Origin of the sequence: Umezawaea sp., from assembly GCF_036375055.1 — a bacterium.
GTDB lineage: Bacteria > Actinomycetota > Actinomycetes > Mycobacteriales > Pseudonocardiaceae > Umezawaea.
The window spans coordinates 1-22,811 of the sequence record NZ_DASUSQ010000080.1 but is presented as its reverse complement, the minus strand read 5'-3'; the positions used below and the strand labels follow the sequence as shown (position 1 = coordinate 22,811).

Below are 22,811 nucleotides of genomic sequence, written 5' to 3'. Positions count from 1 at the left end.
TCACCCTAGGGTGGTCGGGTGGACGTCGATCGCGGGACACGGGTGGTCAAGGGGTTCGAGGCGTTCTTCGCGGACGTCCGCGCCCAGGAGTCGGTGCTGGAGCTCTTCCAGCGGGTGGCGGCGACCGTGCCCGCGTACCGGGAGTTCCTGCGCGAGCACGGGATCGACCCCGCGACCGTCGTCACGATGGACGACTTCCGGTCCCTGCCGATGATCGACAAGGAGACCTACCACCGCCGCTACCCGCTGCCGGAGCTCTGCCGCGACGGCCGCCTCGACGGGTGCGACGTGATCGCCGTGTCGTCCGGCTCCAGCGGTCGGCCGACGGTGTGGCCGCGCTCGCTCGTCGACGAGCTGGCCGTCGCGCGCCGCTTCGACCAGGTGTTCCGCGACGGCTTCCGCGCCCACGAGCGCAGCACCCTCGCGGTGGTGTGCTTCCCGCTCGGCACGTGGGTCGGGGGCCTGTTCACGCTGGCGTGCACGCGGCACCTGGCCGCCAAGGGCTACCCGATCACCGTCGTCGCGCCGGGCAACGACAAGGCGGAGGTCCTGCGCGTGCTGCCGGAGCTGGCCGACCACTTCGACCAGGTCGTGCTGCTGGGCTACCCGCCGTTCGTGAAGGACGTCGTCGACACCGGGCTGGCGGCCGGGTTCGACTGGTCGCGGCACGCGGTGAAGCTGGTGCTGGCGGGCGAGGTGTTCAGCGAGCAGTGGCGCGACCTGGTCGGGCGCCGGGTCGGGATGGCCGACCCCGCACGGGATTCCGCGTCCCTCTACGGCACGGCGGACGCGGGCGTGCTGGGCAACGAGACGCCGCTGTCGGTCTCGATCCGCCGCTTCCTGGCGGGCCGCCCGGACCTGGCCCGCGAGCTGTTCGGCGACTCCCGCCTGCCGACCCTCGTGCAGTACGACCCGAACAGCCGGTTCTTCGAGGTGCACGAGGGGACGCTGCTGTTCTCCGGCGACAACGGCGTTCCCCTGATCCGCTACCACATCGCCGACGAGGGCGGCGTGCTCAGCTCGGCGGAGATGCTCGACTTCTGCTCCCGCAACGGCTTCGCGCCCGAGGTCGACAACGACCTGCCGTTCGTCTTCGTGTTCGGGCGGTCGCTGTTCACCGTGTCGTTCTTCGGCGCCAACGTCTACCCGGAGAACGTGACCGTCGGGTTGGAGCAGCCGGGGATCAGCGACTGGGTCACCGGCAAGTTCGTGCTGGAGACCGTGTCCGACACCGACGAGAACACCCGGCTGCGGGTGACCGTCGAACTGGCCCCCGGCCGCACCGGTGACCCGGCGCTGCTGGCGAACTCGGTGCGCGAGCAGCTCCTGCGGCTCAACAGCGAGTTCGCCCACTACGTCCCCGCCGAGCGGCGGACGCCCGAGGTGGTGCTCAAGCCCGCGGGCGACCCCGAGCACTTCCCGGTGGGCGTGAAGCACCGCTACACGCGCTCGTCGTCGTAGCCGCAGGCGGGTGGGAACCGCGGGCGGTCGGGGAGCGAGCACCCGACCGCCCGCGGCCGGTCCCTACGGAGCCCCGAGCCGCCCCAGCAGCTCAGTGCGCGTCCGCTCGATGTCGGAGCCCAGCTCCAGCACGGACTTCGCCGTCCCCGACGACAGCTCGGCTTGGGCGACCGTCAGCGATTCCCGGAGGTGCGCGCGGAACGCCTCGCGCATCCGCTCGTCGAAGGCCGCGCCCTGCGCCTGGTCGAGCGCCGCCAGCTCCAGCGCCGTGATCATGCCGGGCATGTCGTGGCCGTCGTGCTGGTCGCTCCTCGTCAGCCCGGCGGCGGTGAGCACGCCGTTGAGCCGGTCCAGCTCGACCCGGTAGCCGCTGTCGACGCGCTCGGCGAGCGCGACCAGCTCCGGGTTCGACCCGGACCGCTTCAGCGTGAGTTCCGCCGCGGCCAGCGCCGACTCGTTCTGCGGGATGGCCAGTTCCACGAACGCCACGTCGGTGGGCGTCAGCCCCCCGGACGGCGGGGTGCTGACGGCGCTCGACGCGCCCACCGGGCCGGTGTCCGGCGCACCACCGCACCCAGCGGTGACCAGGCAGAGCACCACCACCGCGCTCAGCGCCCGCATCACGGGTTCCCGTTGTGGCCGCACTTGACGATGCGGTTGATGCAGTCGCGCACCCGCCGCTCCATCTCCGCCGCGGGCCAGCCGTTCATGAAGTCCATGTGGTAGGTGTAGCCGGGCCCGGAGGAGAGCGTGATCCGCGACGCGTCGACCCCGGAGATCGGGAAGTTCACGACCTGGCGGATCTTGGGCAGCGGCACCGGGTGCGAGGGCGGGCAGACGCCGGGGTGCACCGGGTAGGCCATGTGCGACTTGTGGTCGGCCGAGTCGAGGTTCTTGCCGTCCCAGCACTGCGGGAAGTCCAGGTAGGACTGGAGCTTCGCGCCAGCCGGGCAGCTCACGAAGTCGTTGGACGGGGTCACGCTCGCGCCGTTGCAGTCCCAGCGGGTCCTGGTGCCCTCGGCGCTGGTGGCCTTCGCGTTGCCCGCGATGATCCGCAGGCCGACCGGGATCGGCTGGATCTGCTTGGTCACCTCGTCGTTCACGCCCTCACCGAGGTAGTAGAACGTCGACGTGGGCGGGTCGACCGGCTGGCCGTCGACCAGCACGGTCGGCGTCCAGTAGGCGGTCTTGTCCTCGACCGGGTCGCACTTGGTGTCGGCCGCCATCAGCGAGTCCGTGTCGGAGTGCGCGTCGGTGGAGGTGTTGCCGAAGAACGTGTGCAGGTGCGAGGCACCCGCGAGCTTCGGGAAGACGATCGGGTCGTCGGGCAGCCGGTGGCTGAACCCGCACTCGGCGACGAACTCCGCCACGCGCACGGCGTTCGGCGGGATCGGCTTCTGCGTGTGGGTCGTCGGGCTGCCGGTCGTGGTGCCGGGGGCCGCGGTGGCCGTCGTCGTGGTCGTGGTCGTGGGCGCGGCCGTCGTCGGCGTGGCGGAGGTCGACGACGATCCGGGCGGCGCGGTCGGCGCGGTCGGGCCGCTCACCGCACCCGCCTTGCCGTACACCTCGAACTCCCACAGCGACACGCCGTACTGGGTGGAGCGCTTGGTGGCGTGCAGCTTCACGTAGCGGCCGGTCGCGGACAGGTCGAGGGTCTCGACACCGCCCCGGCTGTCCTCGACGTTCGCGACGGTGGCCCACCGGACGCCGTCGCTGGAGGTCTGGAGCGTGAAGTCCTCGGCGTGGGCGTGTTCCCAGTTCAGCACGACCTTCGAGATCGCCGCGTCCGAGCCGAGGTCGACCTGGATCCACTGCGGGTCCTGGAAGGCGCTGGACCAGCGGGTGCCGGTGTCGCCGTCGACGGCGCGGTTCGCCGCGAAGGCGCCGCCCTCGACGGAGGACGCGGTCACGGCGCCGCCCTTGGACAGCAGGTCCGGTGGCGGTGGCGCGGTCGCGGCGAAGATCGCGTTCACGGTCACGGCGGAACCCGCGACGACGACGGCGGAGAGCACGGCGATGCGGCCTCGCCAGCGCTTGAACGTGGACGGGGGCAGGACGTGGGACATGGCTGTCCTTTCGACAGGCACGGGGGAATGCCGGAGGAATGACGTTCTTCGGGGATGGGAAGGGGGGAAGCGGCAGGGCTCAGCCCGCGTCGCGGTACGCCTCGCCCGCCTGGTTGGGGGTGCCACCGGGTGCGTAGAGGCCGGTGCCGGGCTTGTCCGCGGGGAGCGCGAACCAGGCGTACCTCTCCACGTACGGGAGGCCCTCCAGCATCGCGCTGGAACCGCGGGCGAAGGCCGCCAGCTCCTGCTGGCTCGGGTAGCGCGGGGTGCCGCCCGAGAAGTCGATGAGCGCGTACTCGGTCAGCCACACCGGTTTGCCGTAGCGGGCGTGGACGGCCTCGACGTAGTTCTTGAGGTGGTCGACGGCGGCGGCGCTGAAGTCCGAGCCGTACCAGTGGATCGGGATGAAGTCGACGCGCAGTCCGCGCTGGGCGGCACCGGTCATGAACCGGTCGAGCCACGCGCCTTCCTTGTCACCGCTGTGCCCGACGCTCGGCGCGCCGAGCCGCAGGCCGGTCTCCTGGAGCCGGGGCCACAGGTCGAGCGCGCGCTCCGGCGTCATGTTGGCCTGCTCGGGGAAGTCCGGCTCGTTGAACCCGAGCAGCACCTTCCCGTTCGCCTTGGCCCGGTCCAGGTTGGCCTGGTCCATGGACTTCTCGCCCCAGACCATCGGGACGAACTCCACGTTCGGCGGGGCGACGACACCCTCGGGCGTCGACCCCCAGGTGTAGTACCAGCCCGCGCGCACGTCGCCGAGGGCCTTGGTCACGCCGTCGAAGTTCCACGTGCTGACGCCCTTCTTCGCCGACGCCACCACCGGTTCGGCCGCGGGCGGCGGGGCGGGGGCGGTCGTCGTGGTCGTCGTGGGCGGCACCGAAGAGCTGGACCCAGGCGAGGGCGCGGTCTCCGGCGGCAGGATGCTCGTGGGCGTCGCGCTGGTGGTCACGGACACGGCCTGCGCCACGGGCTCCTCACCCGACGGCAGCACGACGGTCACGGCGACACCCGCGGCGAGCACGGCGGCGGCAGCGGCGGCGATCGGCTTGGCCAGCGCGCCCTGGAGCAGGAGCGCGACCTTGCCCGTGGCGACGGGTGCGGTGCCGACCTGGGTGAGGACGGCGGACGTGCCGGTCGCGGTGAGCAGCGGCTGGGAGAACGCGAGGGCGGCGGGCAGCGGCACCAGCGGAAGCCGGGCGATCAGGCCCTCCACGGCGGCGAGGTCGCTCATCACGCGCTCGCACCGGCGGCAGCCCCTGGTGTGGCGGGCGATCCGCTTGCGCCACAGCGCGCTCGGGTCGCCGTCCCAGTCGGCCACGACCTCCGCCAGCTCGGGGCAGCGCGGCTGCTTCTCCAGCGCGCGCACCACGATCCGGGCCGCGTCGAGCTGGCCCTTGACCCGCTGCACCCGCACGGCGGTGTGCTGCGGGGTGAGGTTGAGCGCCTCGGCCACCTCGGTGCGGGTCAGCCTGCCCGCCGCCTCCAGCCACCACAGCGACAGCAGTTCGCGCTCGTCCTCGCTGAGCCACCGGGTCGCGGCGACGACCTCGCGCCGCTGCCCGGAGAGCTGGAGCCGCATGATCGTCAGGTCGACGAAGTCGGCGCCGGGGTCGGCCAGGTCCTCGGGCACCTCGCCGGTGACGGGGACGCGCTGGTGGGCGCGGTGGCGTTCGCGGACCTGGTTCATCGCGATCACCACGAGCCACGAGCGGAAGCCCGCCGGGTCGCGCAGCGACGACAGCCCGTTGACCGCGCGGAGCATCGTCTCCTGGACGACGTCGTCGGTGTCGGCGTGACCGCCCAGCGCGTGGCCGACGATGTTGTAGACCAGGGGCAGGTACCCGGCGACCAGCTCGTCCAGGGCGCGCTGGTCACCGTCGCGCGCGGCCACCACCGTCGCGACTCCGGGTTCCACGGGTACCGCCATGCCCACCTCACTCGCCGGGTTCCAGGTCCTCTGACCAGGAGATGTCCCCGACGATCGGGGATAACGAGAAAATCTCGGGGACTTTTCCCCGGAGTCCCCCGGCCCGGTCGATCAGCGGGGCGCCAGGCCGCTGACCGTGCGCTCGAACGCGAGGAGGTGCTGCTTGCGCTCGACGCCGCCACCGTAACCCGTGAGAGCGCCCGTGGACCCGACCACCCGGTGGCACGGCACGATCACGCCGACCGGGTTGCGGCCGTTGGCCAGGCCGACGGCCCGTGACGCCGCCGGGTTGCCCAGGCGCGCGGCCAGCTCGCCGTAGGAGATCGTCTCGCCGTAGGGGATCCTGGTCAGTTCGTCCCAGACGGACCGCTGGAAGGGCGTGCCGCGCAGGGTGAGCGGCAGGTCGAACTCGGTGCGCTCGCCCGCGAAGTACTCCCGGAGCTGCCGCACGGCGGCGGTGAACGGCGTGGCGTCGGGCTCGCCGAACGCCTCGGCGGGCGGCCGGTGGCGCTGCTCGTGCATGTACAGGCCGCTGAGGTTCCCGTCGGTGGAGACGAGGGTCAGCGGACCCACCGGGCTGTCGATGGTGGTGTGCAAGGGTCTTCTCCCGATCAGGCGGGCAGCCGGTTGACCGCGTGGTCACCGGTCGCCCACAGGTGCTGGACCGCGTAGGCCCGCCACGGCGACCACGAGGCCGAGCGGCGGACCAGTTCGGCGGGCTTGGTCGGCAGACCGAGCGATTCGGCCGCCGCCTTGATCCCGAGGTCGGTGGCGAGGAAGGCGTCCGGGTCGCCGAGGGCGCGCATCGCGATGGTCTCGACGGTCCACGGGCCGATGCCGGGCAGCGCGCCGAGGTGGGCCCTGGCCCGGTCCCAGTCGCCGCCGGGACCCAGGTCGAGGTCCGGCAGCGCGGCGACCAGGCCGATCAGCGTGGCCCGGCGGCTGCGGGGCATCGCCAGCGCCTCGGGGTCGAGGTCCGCGAGCGCCTCGGTCGTCGGGAACAGGTGGGTCAGGCCGCCGTCGCGGTCGGTGATCGGCTCGCCGTGGGCCCGCACCAGCCGGGCCGCGTGCGTGCGGGCGGCGGCGGTCGACACCTGCTGGCCGAGGACGGCGCGGATCGCGAACTCCTCCGGGTCGGTCGTCCTCGGCACCCGCCTGCCGGGCTCCTTGAGCACGAGCGGCGCGAGCACCGGGTCGGTGCTCAGCTGGTCGTCCACGGCCACCGGGTCGGCGTCCAGGTCGAGCAGCAGGCGGCACCGGTTGATCGCCGTGGTCAGGTCGCGCAGGTCGGTGAGCGCGAGCGTGCAGTCGACGTGCTCCGGCGCGGGCCGCAGCGACGCGATCCCGTGGCCGTGGGGCAGCCGCAGGGTCCGGCGGTACGCGCCGTCGCGCCACTCCTCCACGCCCGGCACGGCCGTCGCGGCGAGGTGCCCGAACAGGTTGTCCGGGCATAGGGGGCGGCGGAACGGCAGCCGCAGCGAGAGCACGCCGGGCGTCCGGGGGCCGGGGGTGCCCGCCCGTGCGCGGAGTTCGGTCGGCGTCAGCGCGTAGACCTCGCGGACGGTGTCGTTGAACGTCCTCACGCTGGCGAACCCCGCCGCGTGCGCCAGGTCCGCCATCGGCAGCGCGGTGGTCTCGATCAGCAGCCGCGCGGTCTGCGCCCGCTGGGCCCGCGCGAGGGCCAGCGGACCGGCGCCGAGTTCGGCGAGGAGCTGGCGCTCCACCTGCCGGACGCTGTAGCCGAGGTGCGCCGCGAGCCCCGGCACGCCCTCGCGGTCCACCAGCCCGTCGGCGATCAGCCGCATCGCCCTGGCGACCAGGTCGGCCCGCTCGTTCCACCGCGGCGACCCCGGCGACGTGTCGGGGCGGCACCGCTTGCAGGCCCGGAACCCGGCCTGCTGCGCGGACGCCGCGCTCGGGTGGAACACCATGTTCTCGACCCTGGGCGGCACCGCCGGGCAGCTCGGACGGCAGTAGATGCCGGTCGTCAGCACGGCCGTGAAGAACCAGCCGTCGAACCGCTCGTCCCTGGACTGGACGGCGCGGACGCAACGTTCGCGGTCGGTGTGCATGCGACCAGTCTGCGCGCGGCCGAGCCCGGTGGCTCGCGAGAAAACGACGTGGAGGTGGCGGCCCGCACCGGTGGTCCGGTCCCCCTTTTTCGGTGCGCGGATCGACGGGAGGGGATTCCTCGGGCGTCCGTTCGTCAACGCCGGCACCGAGTCCCGGAGCGCCGCACCTAGTTCATAAACACTGTTCCCGAACTGGTCGCGACGATTGATCGACCCAATCCCGAACGGGCCGTGCCGCGGTGACCGTGCCGTGCCGCGGCACGGTGGTGGCGGTTATCCCGACAGCCCGAAAGGCGACCGGGGACGACCGATCGCCGCGGTCGTCCGCGGTGGCGCAGGACACGCCGGAGCCGCCGCGGGAACCACCGGGTTCCCGCGGCGACCGCTCCGGCGTTCAGCGCGCGGTGACCAGAGCGGCCAACCGCGCCAACGGGATGTCGACCCGTCCACGTGTCCGCGTGTCGAGGACGAGCCGGAGCACCGGGCACACCCGAGCTCCCTCAGCGGTGGGTAGGACCGCCGCGGGACCGAGCGGCCTCCGGTCAGGTGGCCGCACCGTGCCAGCGACCTGGTCGCTCGACGCACGGCCGCTGAGAAGACCCCCAGGACCTCTCAGCGGAGAACGATCCGCGGCATTCGCCTGCCGACTTCGAAACCACGGGTATCAGGTCTCCTTCACGCTGGCGGCGGATGAGCGGAACGTCGTGGAGCAGCTTGGCAGGGGAAGTCGATAGGCTGGAGTGCCCAGAGTTTCCACGGCCGACAAAAGACCTGATCACATGTACCAATCGGGTTTTCCGGTCCGGATCCACGACGGATGGCAGGCCAGCGGATGAGCAGTTCCGGTCCGGGGATGGGACCGCGCGGGGTGTTCGCCGAGAGGTTCGCCCTGCTCTACGCCGAGGCGGGCGACCCGCCCCTGAAGAAGGTCACCGAGTCGGTCACGCGGGCCCGCCGCACCGATGAGAAGGACCGCCCCGTGCGCGCGACGGCGCAGCGGGTCAGCGACTGGCGCCGGGGTCGCAACGTCCCGGCCAGGTTCGCGGCGTTGTCCGTCGTCCTGGAGATCTTGATCGGTGAAGCCCGAAAACTGCGGTCGGCCCCGGCCGTGCCGGGTCTCTACGACGTGGCCGCGTGGCGGACGCTGTGGGAGGAGGCGCTGGCGAGCCCGGCGGGCGCCGTCGAGTCCTCCGACGAGGAGTCGCACACCGAGGAGGGCGGCCTCTGCCCCTACCGGGGGCTGGCCGCTTTCCGCCCCGAGGATTCCGGTTGGTTCTTCGGCAGGGAACGCAGCACGGCCTCATTGGTCAATCGACTGGGAAATGCGGCGGACACCAGCGGTATCGTGATGCTGGTCGGCGCTTCCGGAGCCGGTAAATCCTCTCTCATGCGCGCCGGAATGATTCCGGCAATCGCTCGCGGCGATCTCGGCGTCGAGGGTTCCGCGAATTGGCCGGTGGTGCTGATGACACCGGGAGCCGATCCGCTCAAAGAATTGGCGCACCAGGTTCCGGAGCTCAGCGACGCGCTCGACCTCGCCCTGGACCACGACGGGCTGGGCCACGAGGCGGACACCGGGCTGGACTCGTTCATCAACCAGACCCTGATGGGCGTCATGCGCTTCGCCACCCAGATCCGGGCGGCGTTCGCGGCGTTCGCCCGCGCGCACGGCGCCGACCGGCTCGTCCTGGTCGTGGACCAGTTCGAGGAGGCGTTCACGCTCGGCGGCGACGAGACCCGGCTCCAGGTGTTCGTGCAGGCGCTGCACGCCGCGTGCACCCCGGCGATCCCCGGCGGCACGCCCCCGGTGCTGGTCGTGCTCGGCGTGCGCGCCGACTTCTACGGCCGCTGCCTCGCCTACCCCGAGCTGGCCGACGCGTTGCAGGACCGGCAGATGGTGCTGGGACCGATGACGTCGGCCGAACTGCGCGAAGCGGTGTCGCGGCCCGCCAAGGCGGCCGGGCTCCAGCTGGAGCCGGGCCTGATCGAGCTGATGCTGCGCGACCTCGGCGTGCGCGGCGGCAGACCGCAGGGCAGGCAGGGCGCGTACGACGCGGGCGCGCTGCCGCTGCTGTCGCACGCGCTGCTCGCCACGTGGCAGCGCAGGCAGGGCGGGAAGCTCACGATCAGCGGCTACCGCGCCGCGGGCGGCATCCAGGGCGCGGTCGCGGCCACCGCCGAACGCGCGTGGGCCGACCTCGACCCGGCCGCCCAGCGGGCCGCGCGGCCGTTGCTGCTGCGGCTGGTCCGGGTGGGCGACGACACGCAGGACACCCGCAGGCGCTCGACCAGGCACGAACTGGTGGAGCAGGCGCCCAACCGGTCCGCGGCCGAGGAGGCCCTGGAGGTGCTGGCCAGGGCGCGGCTCGTGACGCTGGACGCGGAGTCGGTCGAGATCACCCACGAGGCGCTGCTCCAGGCGTGGCCGCGACTGCGGACGTGGGTCGACCAGGACCGCGAGGGCGCGCTGCTGCGGCAGCGCCTGGAGGAGGACGCGGGCACGTGGTCCGCGCAGAACCGGGACTCCTCGCTGCTCTACCGCGGCGCCCGGCTGGAGACCGCCCGGCAGTGGGCCGACGGCGCGGGGCCGGGCTCGCTGACCGCGACCGCGACCGCGTTCCTCGCCGTGTCCGGCCAGCAGCGCAGGCGGTCGACGTGGGTGCGCCGCGCGGCCGTGTCCGTGGTGGTGGTGCTCGCCCTGATCGCGGGCACGGCCGCCGTGCTCGCCGTGCGGGAGCGGGACGAGGCCGTGTTCCGCGGCGTCGTGGCGGAGGCGAACCGGTTGCAGGACACCGACCCGTCGCTGTCCGCGCAGCTCGACCTGGTCGCCCACCGGATGCGGCCGGACGACCAGGACGTCTACACGCGACTCGTGTCGACCGGGACGTCACCGCTGGCCACCCCGCTCACCGGGCACACCGGCGCGGTGTACCTGACGACGTTCAGCCCGGACGGCCGGACGCTCGCGACCGCGAGCTACGACAAGACCGTGCGGCTGTGGGACGTCAGCGACCGGCGCCACCCCAAACCCCTCGGCGAGCCGCTCGTCGGCCACCGGAGCTGGGTCAGCTCCGCGGTGTTCTCCCCCGACGGCAAGACGCTCGCCTCGGCGGGCGACGACAAGACGGTGCGGCTGTGGGACGTCACGGACATCGCCGACCCGAAACCGCTGGGCGTCCCGCTGGAGGGCGGCGACGGCACGGTCTACCTGCTCGCGTTCTCCCCGGACGGCAAGACGCTCGCCACGGCCAACGAGGCCAAGACCTCCCGGCTGTGGGACGTGAGCGACCGGGAGAACCCGAAGCCGCTCGGCCGGCCGATCGGGCAGCACGACGCCGCGGTCCGCTCGATCGCGTGGGACCCGGCGGGACGGGTGCTCGCGGTCGGCGGTGACGACACGACGGTCGAGCTGTGGAACGTCGCCGACCGGCTCGCCCCCGTGCTGCTGGGCACCCTGACCGGCTACGACTCCACCATCCACTCGGTCGCGTTCTCCCCGGACGGCAAGACCCTCGCCAGCGGCAGCGACGACCGGACCGTGCGGCTGTGGAACGTCGCCGACCCGGCCGACCCGCGGCCGCTCGGCCGTCCGCTCACCGACCACAAGGGCAGCGTCTGGTCCGTGGCGTTCAGCCCGGACGGGCGGTTGCTGGCCACCAGCGGCGCGGACAGCACCGCCAGGGTGTGGAACGTGACGGACCCGGCCCAGCCGCAGGCGCTCGGCGAACCGCTGACCGGCCGCAACGGCACGGTGTTCGCCGTCGGGTTCAGCCCGGACGGCCGCAGCCTCGCCACCGGCAGCGCCGACCAGACCGTGCGGCTGTGGTCGCTGCCGTCGTCGGTGCTGGTCGGGCACAGCGGCCAGACCAGCGCCCCGATCTACAGCGCCGACGGGCGGCTGCTGATCACCGGCAGCGACGACCGCACCATCCGGCTGTGGGACCTCACCGACCGGTCCGACCCGCGTCCGCTGGGGCCGCCGATCGCCGCGCACGAGGCGGGCGTGTGGCAGCTCGCCCTCAGCCACGACGGGCGGCTGCTCGCGTCCGGCGGCGAGGACCGGAGGGTGCGGCTGTGGGACATCAGCGACCGGACCCGGCCGAGGGCGGTCGGGGAGCCGCTGGTGCTGCGGACCCGGTTCACCGCGCGGGTCGCGTTCAGCCCGGACGGGCGCACGCTGCTCACCGGCGACGACGACAAGTCGATGCAGCTCTGGGACATCAGCGACCCCGAGCGGCCGAAGAAGCTGGGCGGGCCGATCACCGGCCCCGAGGGGTACGTCGAGTACGCCGAGTTCACCCCCGACGGCGAGACGCTCGTGACCGCCAGCGCCGACCGGGGCATCCGCCTCTACGACGTGCGCGACCCGCTGTCGGTGCGCAGGCTCGGCCAGGTCGTGCTCGGCCACACCGCCCCGATCCGCGGCGGCGACATGACCCCCGACGGGCGCACGTTCGCCACGACCAGCGACGACAAGACCGTGCGGCTGTGGGACATCAGCGACCGGGGCGACGTCAGGCAGATCGGTCTGCCGCTCACCGGGCACGCCGAGTCGGCGGCCGGGGCCACGTTCAGCCCGGACGGGACCAGGCTCGCGACCTCCAGCGACGACAAGACGATCCGGCTGTGGGACGTGAGCGACCCGGCGCGCGCGACGCCGGTCGGCCAGTCGCTCACCGGGCACGACGGGGGCGTCGGCGGCGTCGTGTTCAGCCCGGACGGGCGCAGCCTGGCGTCCACCAGCTTCGACGCCACGGTCCGGCTGTGGGACCTCGACGCGGGCCACGCGATCGACCGGATCTGCGCCCTCAGCAGGGGCGTGCTCACCGAGGACCTGTGGGACCGGTACCTGCCGCAGTTGAACTACGACCCGCCGTGCCCGTAGTGCGGTGGTCGGGACCGGCCGGTGCACGGCGCCCCGCCCACCGCGCGAAGTCCGTCGTCCCCGACGCCGTGCGAACGGTTGATCACCCGTGGTGGGACGGTGTTGGGCCGAACGGGTGCCGAAGCCACTTCAGGCCGAACAGAGGTCCGCCTGGAGCCCTCTGCGTAGGGTCCGGACCATGCGTCTTCTTGCCAGGGTCGGCAGCCCGCACACCGTGGCGGCGGTAGTCACCGCCGTCACCGCGCTCTACCTGCTCCTCGTCGTGTTCGGCAACATCACCGACTACGGGACGAACCGCGCGTTCGTGGAGCACGTCTTCGCCATGGACACCACGTTCGGCTCGCCGGAGACGACGTGGCGGGCGATCACCTCGCCCGCGCTCGTGACCATCGCGTACGTCCTGATCATCGCGTGGGAGGCGCTGACGGCGCTGGTGCTCCTCGCCGGGGTCGTGGCGTGGATCAGGGTGATCTTCCAGGGGCGGGACGCGACCACGGCCAGGCAGCTGTCGTCGACCGGTCTGGTGATGCAGCTGCTGCTGTTCGGCGGCGGGTTCATCGCCATCGGCGGCGAGTGGTTCGCGATGTGGCAGTCGAAGTCGTGGAACGGCCTCCAGGCCGCGCTCCAGAACTTCATCATCGCCGGGATCAGCCTGGTCCTGGTGTACGTCACGAGTCGCGAGAAGGCCTGATCCGCAGCCCTCGCCCACCGGGCGGGGGCCTACAGGTCGACCAGCGCCGCCGGGGCCCCGAAGTGGGCGCCGGTCGCGGCGTCCGCGCCCGAGGTGCGCCACCAGTCGGCCAGCTCCGGCGTGTCCACCCCGTCGACGAACACCGCCGCGCCCGCCAGGTGCGCCACCGCGACCAGGTCGGCCAGCACGCGGGTCGTGATCGGGTTCCGCTCCGGGCACACGCCCCACCGCGGGATCCGGATCTCGCGCACCGGCAGCGCCTCCAGGCACGCGAACTCGCCCGCCGCGCCGGTGAAGCGGTCCATCGCCGTCCGCACCCCCGCGTCGGCCAGCACCGCCACGTTGTCCACCGCGTCGTCGTGGTCCGCGACCAGCAGCGCCGAGGGGATCCCGAGCCGCAGCGAACCGGCGGGCAGGCCGGTGTCCGCGAGCACCCGCAGCACGTTGCCCACCAGGTCGGGGTCGGTCGCCTGGCTCGCCGGGAGCCCGACCGACAGCGGCAGGTCCGCGCCCGTGCGCTGGAGCCACCACCGGAACCGCTCGGCGGCACCGCGCAGCAGCCACGTGCCGAGCGGAAGCATCAGCCCGGTCTCCTCGGCCAGCTCCACGCACCGGTCGTGCTCGATCACGCCCCGCTCGGGGTGCGTCCAGCGCAGCAGCGCCGTGAAGCCGGTGGCCGTGCCGTCGGACAACCGGCGTTCGGGCCGGAAGACGACGTCGATCTCGCCGGACTCCCACGCGCCGGGCAGGACGGCCGCCAGCGCCAGCCGCGCGCGGTCGGCCGCGTCGCGGGAGGCGTCGTACAGGCCCCACTGCCTCGGGCCGATCTTCTTGGCCCGGCGCAACGTCATGTGCGAGGCGCGCAGCAGCTCGGTCGGGTCGAACCCCGGTGAGGGCCGGTCGACCACGCCGATGCTGGCGGACACGGCGATCCCCTGGCCGTCCACGTACACGGGACCGGCCAGCTCGTCGTTGATCCGGCCGATCGTGGTGACCACGTCCGGCGTCTCCGGGCCGTTCTCCACCAGCACCGCGAACTCGTCGCCGTCCAGCCTCGCGACCATGGCCCTCTCGGCGGCGAACACCGCGCTCAGCCGGTGCGCGACCGTCTTGAGAAGCTGGTCGCCGACCCGGCGGCCGAGGCCGTCCGTGACGACGGAGAACACGTCCAGGTCGAGGTGGTAGAGCGTCACGCCCGCGTCCGGGTCGGCCCCCCGCAGCGTGGTCTCCAGCCGGGTGGTGAAGAACTGCCGGTTCGGCAAGCCGGTGAGGGCGTCGTGCAGCGCCTGGTGGGTGAGCCTGCTGCCGAGCAGCGTCAGCTCGCTGACGTCCTCGACGATCACGGCGAACCGCCCCGGCTCACCAGCCTCGTCGCGCAGCAGCGCCACGGCGAGCGTGCCGGACACGACCTCGCCGTCACCGCGGACGAACCTCGACCGCAGCGGCACCCGCTGGTGCACGCCGTCGAGGAGGTCGCGGAACGCCGCCACCAGCTCCTCCACGTCGGCCTCGTGCAGGAACGACTGGAGCGCGAGCCCTTCGAGCCCCTGGCTCCGGTGGCCGACGATCCCCCCGAACGCCGTGTTGGCGCGCACGAGGGTGCCGTCCAGCTCCGTCACGGCGATGCCGCTGGTGGAGGACGTGAACACCTCGTCCGCCAGCGCCTCGTTCACCCCGAGGTTCCACCGGGCGGCCTTCGCCGCGCCGAGCAGCGCCTGGCTGAGGCTCTCCTGCTGGTCGAGCACGAACGACTGGAGGGCGTCGACGTAGCCCGCCGCGACCGACCCGAGCACCGCCGCGACCCGCTTGGTGAGCCCCTCGACGTGCCGCAGCTCCGCGGACGCCGGCAGCGCGCCGCCCAGCAGGGCCAACGACTTGCGCAGGCTCGCGGACCCCGTGCAGCGCAGGTCGACCAGCCGCGCGCCGACGACCGACGCCTGCTCCGGCGTGAACGGCTCCGAGGCCACCGCGTGGTGCAGCCGGTGCACGAGCTGCCGCAGGTCGTGCTCCAGCTCCTCGGCCGACAGCGGGACGTACGCGGTCGACCGGACGGCCACCGCCCACTTCCGGGCGAGCTCCCGCCGCTCCCGCCGACCGACGCCGGGAGCGGTCCGCTCATCTTCGGGGAAGGCCGCGCTCATCCCACCTCGTCCGCTGGGGAACCGTTTCCGACGCGGAACGCGTCTCTAACCAGGTTCGAGCCGACGAGGAACGTTACTCGCGAGAGGAGTTCCCCGCCTACGGATGTCGCCCGTGTGAGTGGATTTCACCTGCTCGGCGGTCACCGCGAGGCCCAGAACGCCAGCCGGTGCTCGGCTGAGTAGTCCACGCCCCGAACGGCGCCCGGCGCGAACGAGTTCACGAACTCGCCGTCGCCGAACGGCCGCCACTCCGGCAGTCCCTCCCCGTTCGGGTCACCGGTCCGGGCGAACCGCGTCCACTGGTCGACCATCACGTCGGACAGCTCCCGCTGCCCCGCGGTCAGCCGCGCGTCGAACTCCGCGGTCGGGAACAGGTAGTCGACGTCCGAGCTGTGCGAGGCGCCCATCGGCAGCGACGGCACGGAGAAGTCGGACGGGGCGTCGCGGTCGGCGAACTCGAAGGCGTAGACCGGGGTGTGCGCCGCCAGCAGCCGGTGCTGCCGGATCGTGGCCCGAGCCCACACGCGGTCGGTGAGCACCGTCGCCCACGCCACGCTCGCGGACGGGTGCTCCGACAGCGGGTACTCGGCCTCGACGGCGGGCGCGTCGGCCCCGAACGCCGTCGCCAGCAGCTCCGGGTACTGCTCGGCCGTCACCGGCCTGCCCGCCAGTTCGCGGAACAGCGCCACGAAGCCGCGGTGCTCGTCGCGGGTCGCGCCCGCGAGCACCGGCACGCGCGCGAAGTCCCCCGCCGCCAGCGCGTCACCGGGTGGCCGCGGCAGCACCGCGCCGCCGTGGCCGAACGCCTGGAAGACGTTCATCACCCGCGGGTGGTCCAGCAGCTCCTCCGCGGGCAGCCTCCGGAGGGCGTCGAGGTCCTCGGCCCCCAGTTCCCGCGCGACCGCCGCGCCGAGCGCCTCCAGCTCCTCCACCGGCCGCCAGGCCAGTGACGGCAGCGCCCCCAAGTCGGGGAACCAGGCCCCGGCGGGCACGTCGACCAGCGTGAACGCGCTGTGCATCACGGCCCGGTGGAACAGACCCCTCGACTGCTCCGACACGAGGTGCGCGGCGACGGCCGTGGCCCCGAAGGACACGCCGAACAGCGTCACGTTGCCGGGATCACCGCCGAACGCCGCCGCGTTGCGCCGCACCCACTCCAGCGCCGCCCGCTGGTCCATCAGCCCGAACGCGCCCGAGCCCTCCAGACCGGGCAGGCCGAACCCGCCGAAGACGCCCATGCGGTAGTTGACCGTCACCACCACGACGTCACCGCGCTCGACGAGCCGGGCCGCGTCGAAGTGGTGGCCCGCCCCGATCGCGCCGTCACCGTGGATCCACACCAGCACCGGCTTCCCCGTCCCGGAGCGAGGTGCGGTCACGTTGAGGAACAGGCACTCCTCGTCGGTGCTGCGAGTGTCCGAATAGGACGATCCAACCTGCGGGCACGGGCTCCCCGGCCGAGTCGCGTCCCTGGTCCCCCGCCACGGCTCCACCCCGGCGGGCGCGGCCCAGCGCAACTCCCCCCTCGGCGGCGCGGCGTACGGAATCCCCTGGAAAACCCGGAGATCACCCCGCACCACACCCCGCACGTCACCGGACTCGACGCGCACCACCTCAGCTCCCACGGTCGCCTCCCCGCAACTCGCCAGCACCAACGCCACCAACGCCACCATCCCCCGACGCACGGCTCAGTCCCCCTTCGTCGCCCTCTCCACGACCTCCACCAACTCGTCCCCGCAGACCTCCAGGTCGACCTCGGACGCCCTGGCCACGATCCCGTTGCGCAGGGCCATGATGAACAGCGCCATCACGTCCACGTCGAACGAGCGGAACTCCCCCCGCCGCTGCCCCGACCGCAGCAGCTCGGCCAGCGCCCGGTGGTCCGAGTCGGCACCGTCCCCGACGGTCGCGTGCTCCCGCAGGCGCACCAGCGCGACCAGGTGGTCGGGGTGGCTCCGCATGAACTCGACGTTCGCCAGCAGGAACAACCGCAACTCCTCGGCCGCCGTCCCGCCCCCGCTCATCCGCTCCAGCACGAACCGGCCGAACACGGCCAGGATCTCCTCGAACACCGAGTCGACCAGCTCCTGCTTGCCTGCGAAGTGGTACGAGATCAACCCCGTGCTGCTCAACCCGGCCCGCACCGCGATCTGCTTGAACGACGCACTCGCGTAGTCCAACTCCGCCACGGTCCGAATAGCCGCACCGACGATCTGCGCCCGCCGCGCCTGCTCCGTCACCGTCAGCTCACCCGAGCCAGACTTTGCTCGCATGAGCAAAACATAGCACGACTGAGCTAGCCAGACCGACAACCCAACAGCCCCAGGACCCACCCCCACGCACGACCAGCGAGCAAGGAGCAGCAAGCAAGAATGCACAGACAACCAGAAATTAGAATCCCGGCCATGGCAAAAACAAACAGGAACCCACGGCATTCCCTAAACCAGTGGCCGATTTTACTCGGGGGATTTGACCCTTACAATAGTAGATCGGGCAGGTAGCTACCACCTGCCCTTAGCCCGATCAAAGGGTCAAATCGAGGGGTCCCCGAGTCAAATCGGCCACCCCCGCTGGAACCAGCAGCCACCCCGACCCCACGAAACCAGCAGCCACCCCGACCATACCGGACCAGCAGCTACCCCCACTGGACCAGCAGCCACCCCAACCCCAGCGGACCAGCAACTACCCCAGTTCGACGGGACCAGCAGCCACCCCAATCCCGCCGAACAAGAACCTCACCCCAAAATCTCCCTCAACTGAGCCAACAACTCCCCCCGACTCCCACACCCCAACCTCTGCCGAATCCGAGCCATGTGGTGCTCAACAGTCTTGGCGGAGATGAACAACCGATCCCCAACCTGCTTGTACGTCATTCCCCCGACGACCAGTTCAGCCACCTCCCTCTCCCGGTCGCTCAACTGCCCGCCCTCCACCGCGGGAGATGCCTCAGCAGCCTTCTTCACCCCACCAGGCCGCCCCTGCAACAACCGAGCACAGTCCAACAACCGCACCATCGCCTGCCGATCGGTGGTCCGGATGGCGGCCTGCCCGGCGAGCCGGGCCCCGTCCCACCACTGCCCGGCGGCGTGCAACCCCCGAGCCGCTTCCTCCACCCGATCCGGCTCCACCTTCCCGGCCAGGACGTCCAGCCAGCTCTCCGCCGCATCCGACACGATCGCGTTGTACCGCGACCGCTCGCGGTGGACGGCCAACGCGGCGGCGTGCTCCTCGGCCACCCCGGTCTGCTCAGCGATGATCGCCGCGTGCAGCCCGCCCCAGTGCAGCGGCACGGCCCACAGCGGCGGATCCCCCAGCTCCCGCAACAGCTCCCGCGCCGCGGCCAGGTGGGGCGCCAACCGGTGCTCGTCCCGCAACCGCGCCGCCGCGGCGGCGAACTCGCCCAGCGGCAGGAACGTGAACAGGTCCACGGGGTGCCGCAGGACCGCCTCGCACGCCTGCTCCCAGGTCCGCTTCACCGTGACCAGGTCGCTGTTGCGCCGAGCCACCCCGATCTCCAGCGCGACCGCGAACAGCCAGTCCCGCGGCTCCAGCCGCTTGCCGGTCTTCTTCAACGCCACCAGGCATTCCTTGGCCTCGACCAGGTGCCCCCTGACCATGGCGATCCACGCGCGCAGCAGCACGTGCCGGATGGTCATCAGCGCGCCGCCCACCCGCGCGGTGGCGGCCCGCTCCAGCACCGACTCGGCCACGCCGGACTCGCCGCAGTGCAGCGCCACCAACGCCGCCAGCGCGGCGGGGCTGTCCGGCAGCAGGGCCGCCTTGCCCACGGGCTCCAGCAGTCCGGACGCCCGCACCAGCGTGGACAGCGCCGTCATGGGCTCGGCGGTGACGGACTCCCGCATCCCCTGCGCCATCAGGGCCGCCGCGCCGTCGAACGACGTGGGGGGCGCGGTCGGCAGCAGCGCGTCCTCCGGGGCTCGTCCGGTGCCGATCCGGCCGACCACGGCGAACGCCGCGGCGGACGGTGCGGCCGACCAGCGGTACAGCTCGGTGCTGCGGGCCAGCTGCCCGCGGTGCGCCAGCGCGACCGCGGCGACCTCGGCGGCGGTGGCGCGGTGCGGCGACTCGGGCCCGGTGATCACCTGGTCGGCCAGCCGCAGCGCCGCGTCGAGGTCGCCCGCCATGGCCGACGCCGTCGCCCAGCGGGCGGCGACCTCGGGGCTGGGGGTGCCGGTGGACGCGCTGGCGGCCAGCAGCCGGGCGGCCAGCGCGGGGTCGGTGTCCAGGGCTTCCGCGGCGGCGGCCTCGAACGCGGCGGCCACGCCGGGGCCGCCGACGCCGGTGCCGATGAGCGGCCGGACCAGGTCGAGCACGGGCCCGCCCGACGCGAGTTGCAGCTCCGCCAGCCGCTGCCGCACGGCGATGCGGCGCTCGGCCCTGCTCAGCAGCGCCACGGCTCGCCGGGCCAACGGGACCAGCGTCCCGTCCTGGGCCAGCAGCCCGGTGGCCCGCCCAGCCTCGATCACCTCGCCGACCTCGTCGAAGTCCTTGCCCAGCAACGCCCCCAGCAGGTCCAGCCGCAGCCCGGCCCCCGCTTCCGCGACCAGCAGGAACTTCTGGAGGTCGGCGTCCAGCCAGTCCAGCTCCGGGCGGAACGCGGCCACGGCGTCGGCGGGCACCTCGGCGGAGGAGATCCCGGCCAGCCGTTCGACGAACCGGGGCACACCTGCGGTCTGCTGGTGCACGAAGTCGACGACGGCCCGGCTCGCCGTGGCGGGCAGGAACTCCTTGACCTGCTCCTTCGTGAACGCGAGCGGCATCAGCGCCCGCCAGCGCCCCACGGACTCGGCCAGCAGCCGCTGCCGGGGCCACGGCCGGTAGGCCACCACCAGCCGCGGCTCGTCGGTGTCGAGCAGGTCGCGCAGCCGGGGTTCGTCCAGCAGGTGCGCGTCGTCCACCAGGCGCACGGACTGCCCCGCGTCCAGGTAGAGCCGTTCCACCTCGCGCAGGATCGCGGACTTGCCGTAGCCGCCGGGCGCGACGACCCCCAGCCGCAGCGGTGCGGCCGGGTCGGCGGCGATGTCGGCCAGCACCTGGCGGGTGGCGTCGTCGGGCAGGAGCGTGGGGTACGTGGTCGATCGGGGGCTCAACGGCCGTCCTCGTCGTCAGCGGTGTGGGTGCTCCGGCGCGAGCCCGCGGGCTTGAGGCCGCGGACGACGCGCTTCACGGAGCGTCGCGGAAGGTCGAGCGGGGTGATGTCCACCGGAGGTCGTGGCGGTGGGGCGGCGAACTCGTCGTCGGGCAGACCGAGTTCGCCGACCGGGAAGCGGAGCGACGGGTCGTCGAAGCGGCGGAGCACCGACGTCTCCCGCGCCTCGGGTTCGGCGTCGGGGCCCTCGACGACGCGCCGGGCGAGCAGCGCCGCGCCCTTGACGACCGACGTCTCCGGCGCGGCCTCGATGGCGATCCGGGCGCGCAGGGCGCCGGACACGACCTCGGCCACCAGCGGGACGCGGGCGCTGCCCCCGACGAGCAGCACGACGTCGGGGTCGCCGTGGGCGGTGGTGGTGCGGACGAGCGTGTCCACGGCCAGTTCCACGGCGGGGCGGATCAGGTCCTCGAAGCGTGGCCGGGTGAGGACGACCTCGCGGACGCCGTCGACCAGGTGCACGGGCACGGCGACCTCGGCCAGTGCGGACAGTGCGCGCTTGGCGGCCTCGCCGTCGAAGCGCAGCCTGGCGAGCACCTGCCCGACCCACGGGTCGGCCGGGTCGAGGTCGGTCAGCTCCCGGCCCACGGTGGTGCGGACGTGGCCGAGGACGGCGTCGTCGAAGTCGACGCCCGCCGGGTGGTCGTGGCCCTCGACGCTGCCGACCAGCTCGGGCGGCTGGTCGAGCGAGCGGCGGACGACCGAGGCGGAGAAGGCGTGGCTGCCGAGGCTGAACACCGCCTGCACGTCGCCGCCGCCGCCTGCGGCGAAGTGGTTCTCCACGGCGGCCAGGGGTTCGGCGACCAGTGAGCAGCGGGTGAGGCCCGCGTGGCGCAGCGCCTCCTGGAACAGCTCCTTGCGCTGCGCACCCCACCCCGGCGGGTGGGTGACGGCGATGTGCGCGGCCGGTTCGCCCTCGCGGTCGGCCACCTGACCGGCGACCCAGACGACCAGCAGCGCGGTCAGGTCCTCGGGGGCGACCCAGTCCTGGCCCAGCAGGACCGGGACCTCGTCGCCGATCCGCCTGGCGAAGCCGGTCGCGGTGAGCCAGGGGTCGCCCACCTCACCGACGGCGAACTCGCCGTCCGGGGTGATCCGCACCGCGGAGGCGACGCCGCCACCCGGCCCGCCGAGCCCGACCACCTCGACGTCCGGCCTGCCCACGCGGGCGAGGCGGCAGATCGCGGCGGCGGTGCGGGTGGTGCCCACATCGACCCCAAGGACATAGGGCAACTCCAGGACTCCTCACTCACCTGTTCGTACCAGTCCTACGTACGTACACGGGTGGTCATTGGCTCACAAGCGCGTCCCCTAATCCCCTAGGGGGTGAACGAAAATCACCCCATAGTGGATACGCCCTCTACTGGGAGTCATCCCCGATGGCTGAGCGCCCCCCAGCTCGTAGGTTTCTCCCCAGTGCCGGGACCCGCAGTACACCCGGCTCCCCGACACCCCGCATGACCCTTGGAGAACACCAGTGAGCTCGAACACGCTGCACGAATTCGTCCTCGGTCTGCTCAGCGATCCGACCGCGCTGGCCGACTTCCAGAACGACGCCGAGGGTGTCCTCGGCGCGGCCGGACTGGGCGACATCAGTGCACTCGACGTCCAGGAGGTTCTGCCCCTGGTCCTCGACTACGTGCCCGCCGGGAGCCTGCCCGCTCTCGACGGTTCCGTGCTCGACGACCTGCCTCTCGACGTCGACGTGGACGGCCCCGCTGCCGCGATCAGCCAGCTCCACGCCGTCACCCAGCTCGTGGGCGTCAGCACGACGGACGTCAACCTCGCCGCCACGGGTGCCATCGCGGCGGACGAGAACGGCCTGGAGGCCTTCACCGGCCTCTCGGCGTGGGGACTGGCGGACGCGTCGGCGGCGGCGGGCATCACTCTTCCCGGTGACTTCTCCGCGGTGAACGACGTGACCGGCTCCCTGGACGGGACGTTGGACACCGCGCACGGCCAGGTCGACGACCTCGCCGACTCGGCGACGGGCGCACTCCACGGCGCCACCGCCACCGCGGGTGAGGTCACCGGCTCGCTGCTGCCGGGCACGGAAGGCCTGACCAGCTCCGTGTTCGGTTCGGTCGACACCCTGCACGGTGTCGTCGACGGCGTGACCGGTGGCCTCACCGAGGGCGTCGACCTCGGCAAGACGCTCGACATCGGCGGTCTCGACGACGTCGCGTTCACCGCCTCCGCGCCGATCGGCGCCGACACCCTGGGCGCCGTCGGGGGCGACCTGGTGTCGGGCACCGGACTCGGTGGCGTGGTGAGCAACGTCACGGACACCGTGCACGACGCGAACCTCCCCGGCGGCGACCTCCTGGGCGTCACCGACCTGCTGTTCTGATCTCTTTTCGATCTCGTCGCTCTACCGAGGGTCGGTTCCGTCCTGAGACGG

Annotated in this window: 14 protein-coding genes; 4 read left to right on the top strand and 10 right to left on the bottom strand. The window is 72.8% G+C overall.

Annotated features, from left to right (window positions below; translation table 11 throughout):
* Window positions 1–18 precede the first annotated feature (18 nt).
* Window positions 19–1,461, top strand: a complete 1,443-nt coding sequence (locus tag VFZ92_RS21740) for a phenylacetate--CoA ligase family protein (protein WP_330877839.1) — start codon at window positions 19–21, stop codon at window positions 1,459–1,461.
* 63 nt (window positions 1,462–1,524) lie between these two features.
* Here the strand turns inward: VFZ92_RS21740 and VFZ92_RS21735 are convergent, their stop codons facing one another.
* The 5 genes from VFZ92_RS21735 to VFZ92_RS21715 all read right to left on the bottom strand — a co-directional run bounded on the left by VFZ92_RS21735 (window position 1,525) and on the right by VFZ92_RS21715 (window position 7,523).
* On the bottom strand, window positions 1,525–2,082 hold the full coding sequence (locus VFZ92_RS21735; RefSeq protein WP_330877838.1) for a DUF305 domain-containing protein: 558 nt from the start codon (window positions 2,080–2,082) through the stop codon (window positions 1,525–1,527).
* Window positions 2,082–3,527 carry a DUF1996 domain-containing protein gene (locus tag VFZ92_RS21730; RefSeq protein WP_330877837.1) on the bottom strand — a complete coding sequence of 482 codons (1,446 nt, stop codon included), beginning with the start codon at window positions 3,525–3,527 and terminating at the stop codon, window positions 2,082–2,084. Before VFZ92_RS21730 ends, VFZ92_RS21735 begins: the two co-directional genes overlap by 1 nt.
* A 79-nt stretch (window positions 3,528–3,606) precedes the next feature.
* Window positions 3,607–5,451 carry a sigma-70 family RNA polymerase sigma factor gene (locus VFZ92_RS21725; RefSeq protein ID WP_330877836.1) on the bottom strand — a complete coding sequence of 615 codons (1,845 nt, stop codon included), beginning with the start codon at window positions 5,449–5,451 and terminating at the stop codon, window positions 3,607–3,609.
* Window positions 5,452–5,562: 111 nt separating this feature from the next.
* Window positions 5,563–6,048 carry a methylated-DNA--[protein]-cysteine S-methyltransferase gene (locus tag VFZ92_RS21720; protein ID WP_330877835.1) on the bottom strand — a complete coding sequence of 162 codons (486 nt, stop codon included), beginning with the start codon at window positions 6,046–6,048 and terminating at the stop codon, window positions 5,563–5,565.
* A gap of 14 nt (window positions 6,049–6,062) precedes the next feature.
* Window positions 6,063–7,523: an AlkA N-terminal domain-containing protein gene (locus VFZ92_RS21715; protein WP_330877834.1), complete on the bottom strand. Its 1,461-nt coding sequence runs from the start codon at window positions 7,521–7,523 to the stop codon at window positions 6,063–6,065.
* Window positions 7,524–8,376: 853 nt separating this feature from the next.
* On the opposite strand from VFZ92_RS21715, the gene VFZ92_RS21710 reads away from it, so the two are divergent.
* Both VFZ92_RS21710 and VFZ92_RS21705 read left to right on the top strand, forming a co-directional pair.
* Window positions 8,377–12,408, top strand: coding sequence for a WD40 repeat domain-containing protein (locus tag VFZ92_RS21710; RefSeq protein ID WP_330877833.1), 4,032 nt, complete (start codon window positions 8,377–8,379; stop codon window positions 12,406–12,408).
* Between the two features lie 178 nt (window positions 12,409–12,586).
* A complete protein-coding gene (locus tag VFZ92_RS21705) occupies window positions 12,587–13,099 on the top strand; it encodes a DUF2165 domain-containing protein (RefSeq protein WP_330877832.1) in 513 nt (170 codons plus the stop codon).
* Between the two features lie 29 nt (window positions 13,100–13,128).
* Here VFZ92_RS21705 and VFZ92_RS21700 read toward each other — a convergent pair whose 3' ends face one another.
* The 5 genes from VFZ92_RS21700 to VFZ92_RS21680 form a co-directional block, all read right to left on the bottom strand.
* Complete coding sequence (locus VFZ92_RS21700; RefSeq protein WP_330877831.1) at window positions 13,129–15,240, bottom strand: putative bifunctional diguanylate cyclase/phosphodiesterase; 2,112 nt, start codon at window positions 15,238–15,240, stop codon at window positions 13,129–13,131.
* Between the two features lie 140 nt (window positions 15,241–15,380).
* A complete protein-coding gene (locus VFZ92_RS21695) occupies window positions 15,381–16,865 on the bottom strand; it encodes a carboxylesterase/lipase family protein (RefSeq protein WP_330877830.1) in 1,485 nt (494 codons plus the stop codon).
* Window positions 16,866–16,928: 63 nt separating this feature from the next.
* The gene (locus tag VFZ92_RS21690) at window positions 16,929–17,513 is read right to left on the bottom strand and encodes a TetR/AcrR family transcriptional regulator (protein WP_330877829.1); all 585 of its coding nucleotides are present in this window, start codon (window positions 17,511–17,513) and stop codon (window positions 16,929–16,931) included.
* Window positions 17,514–17,975: 462 nt separating this feature from the next.
* Entirely contained in the window at window positions 17,976–20,351 is a 2,376-nt protein-coding gene (locus VFZ92_RS21685; RefSeq protein ID WP_330877828.1) for a helix-turn-helix transcriptional regulator, read from the bottom strand.
* Window positions 20,348–21,643 carry an Hsp70 family protein gene (locus VFZ92_RS21680; protein ID WP_330877827.1) on the bottom strand — a complete coding sequence of 432 codons (1,296 nt, stop codon included), beginning with the start codon at window positions 21,641–21,643 and terminating at the stop codon, window positions 20,348–20,350. Before VFZ92_RS21680 ends, VFZ92_RS21685 begins: the two co-directional genes overlap by 4 nt.
* Window positions 21,644–21,887: 244 nt before the next feature.
* Here VFZ92_RS21680 and VFZ92_RS21675 point away from each other — a divergent pair, with 244 nt between their 5' ends.
* Entirely contained in the window at window positions 21,888–22,760 is an 873-nt protein-coding gene (locus VFZ92_RS21675; protein ID WP_330877826.1) for an IniB N-terminal domain-containing protein, read from the top strand.
* The last annotated feature ends 51 nt before the right edge of the window (window positions 22,761–22,811 follow it).

Bases quoted from the DNA above. Each gene is read 5' to 3' on its own strand.
- VFZ92_RS21705 (WP_330877832.1), top strand. From the start codon at position 12,587: ATGCGTCTTCTTGCCAGGGTCGGCAGCCCGCACACCGTGGCGGCGGTA.
- VFZ92_RS21730 (WP_330877837.1), bottom strand. From the start codon at position 3,527: ATGTCCCACGTCCTGCCCCCGTCCACGTTCAAGCGCTGGCGAGGCCGC.
- VFZ92_RS21700 (WP_330877831.1), bottom strand. From the start codon at position 15,240: ATGAGCGCGGCCTTCCCCGAAGATGAGCGGACCGCTCCCGGCGTCGGT.
- VFZ92_RS21725 (WP_330877836.1), bottom strand. From the start codon at position 5,451: ATGGCGGTACCCGTGGAACCCGGAGTCGCGACGGTGGTGGCCGCGCGC.
- VFZ92_RS21715 (WP_330877834.1), bottom strand. From the start codon at position 7,523: ATGCACACCGACCGCGAACGTTGCGTCCGCGCCGTCCAGTCCAGGGAC.
- VFZ92_RS21710 (WP_330877833.1), top strand. From the start codon at position 8,377: ATGGGACCGCGCGGGGTGTTCGCCGAGAGGTTCGCCCTGCTCTACGCC.
- VFZ92_RS21690 (WP_330877829.1), bottom strand. From the start codon at position 17,513: ATGCGAGCAAAGTCTGGCTCGGGTGAGCTGACGGTGACGGAGCAGGCG.
- VFZ92_RS21735 (WP_330877838.1), bottom strand. From the start codon at position 2,082: ATGCGGGCGCTGAGCGCGGTGGTGGTGCTCTGCCTGGTCACCGCTGGG.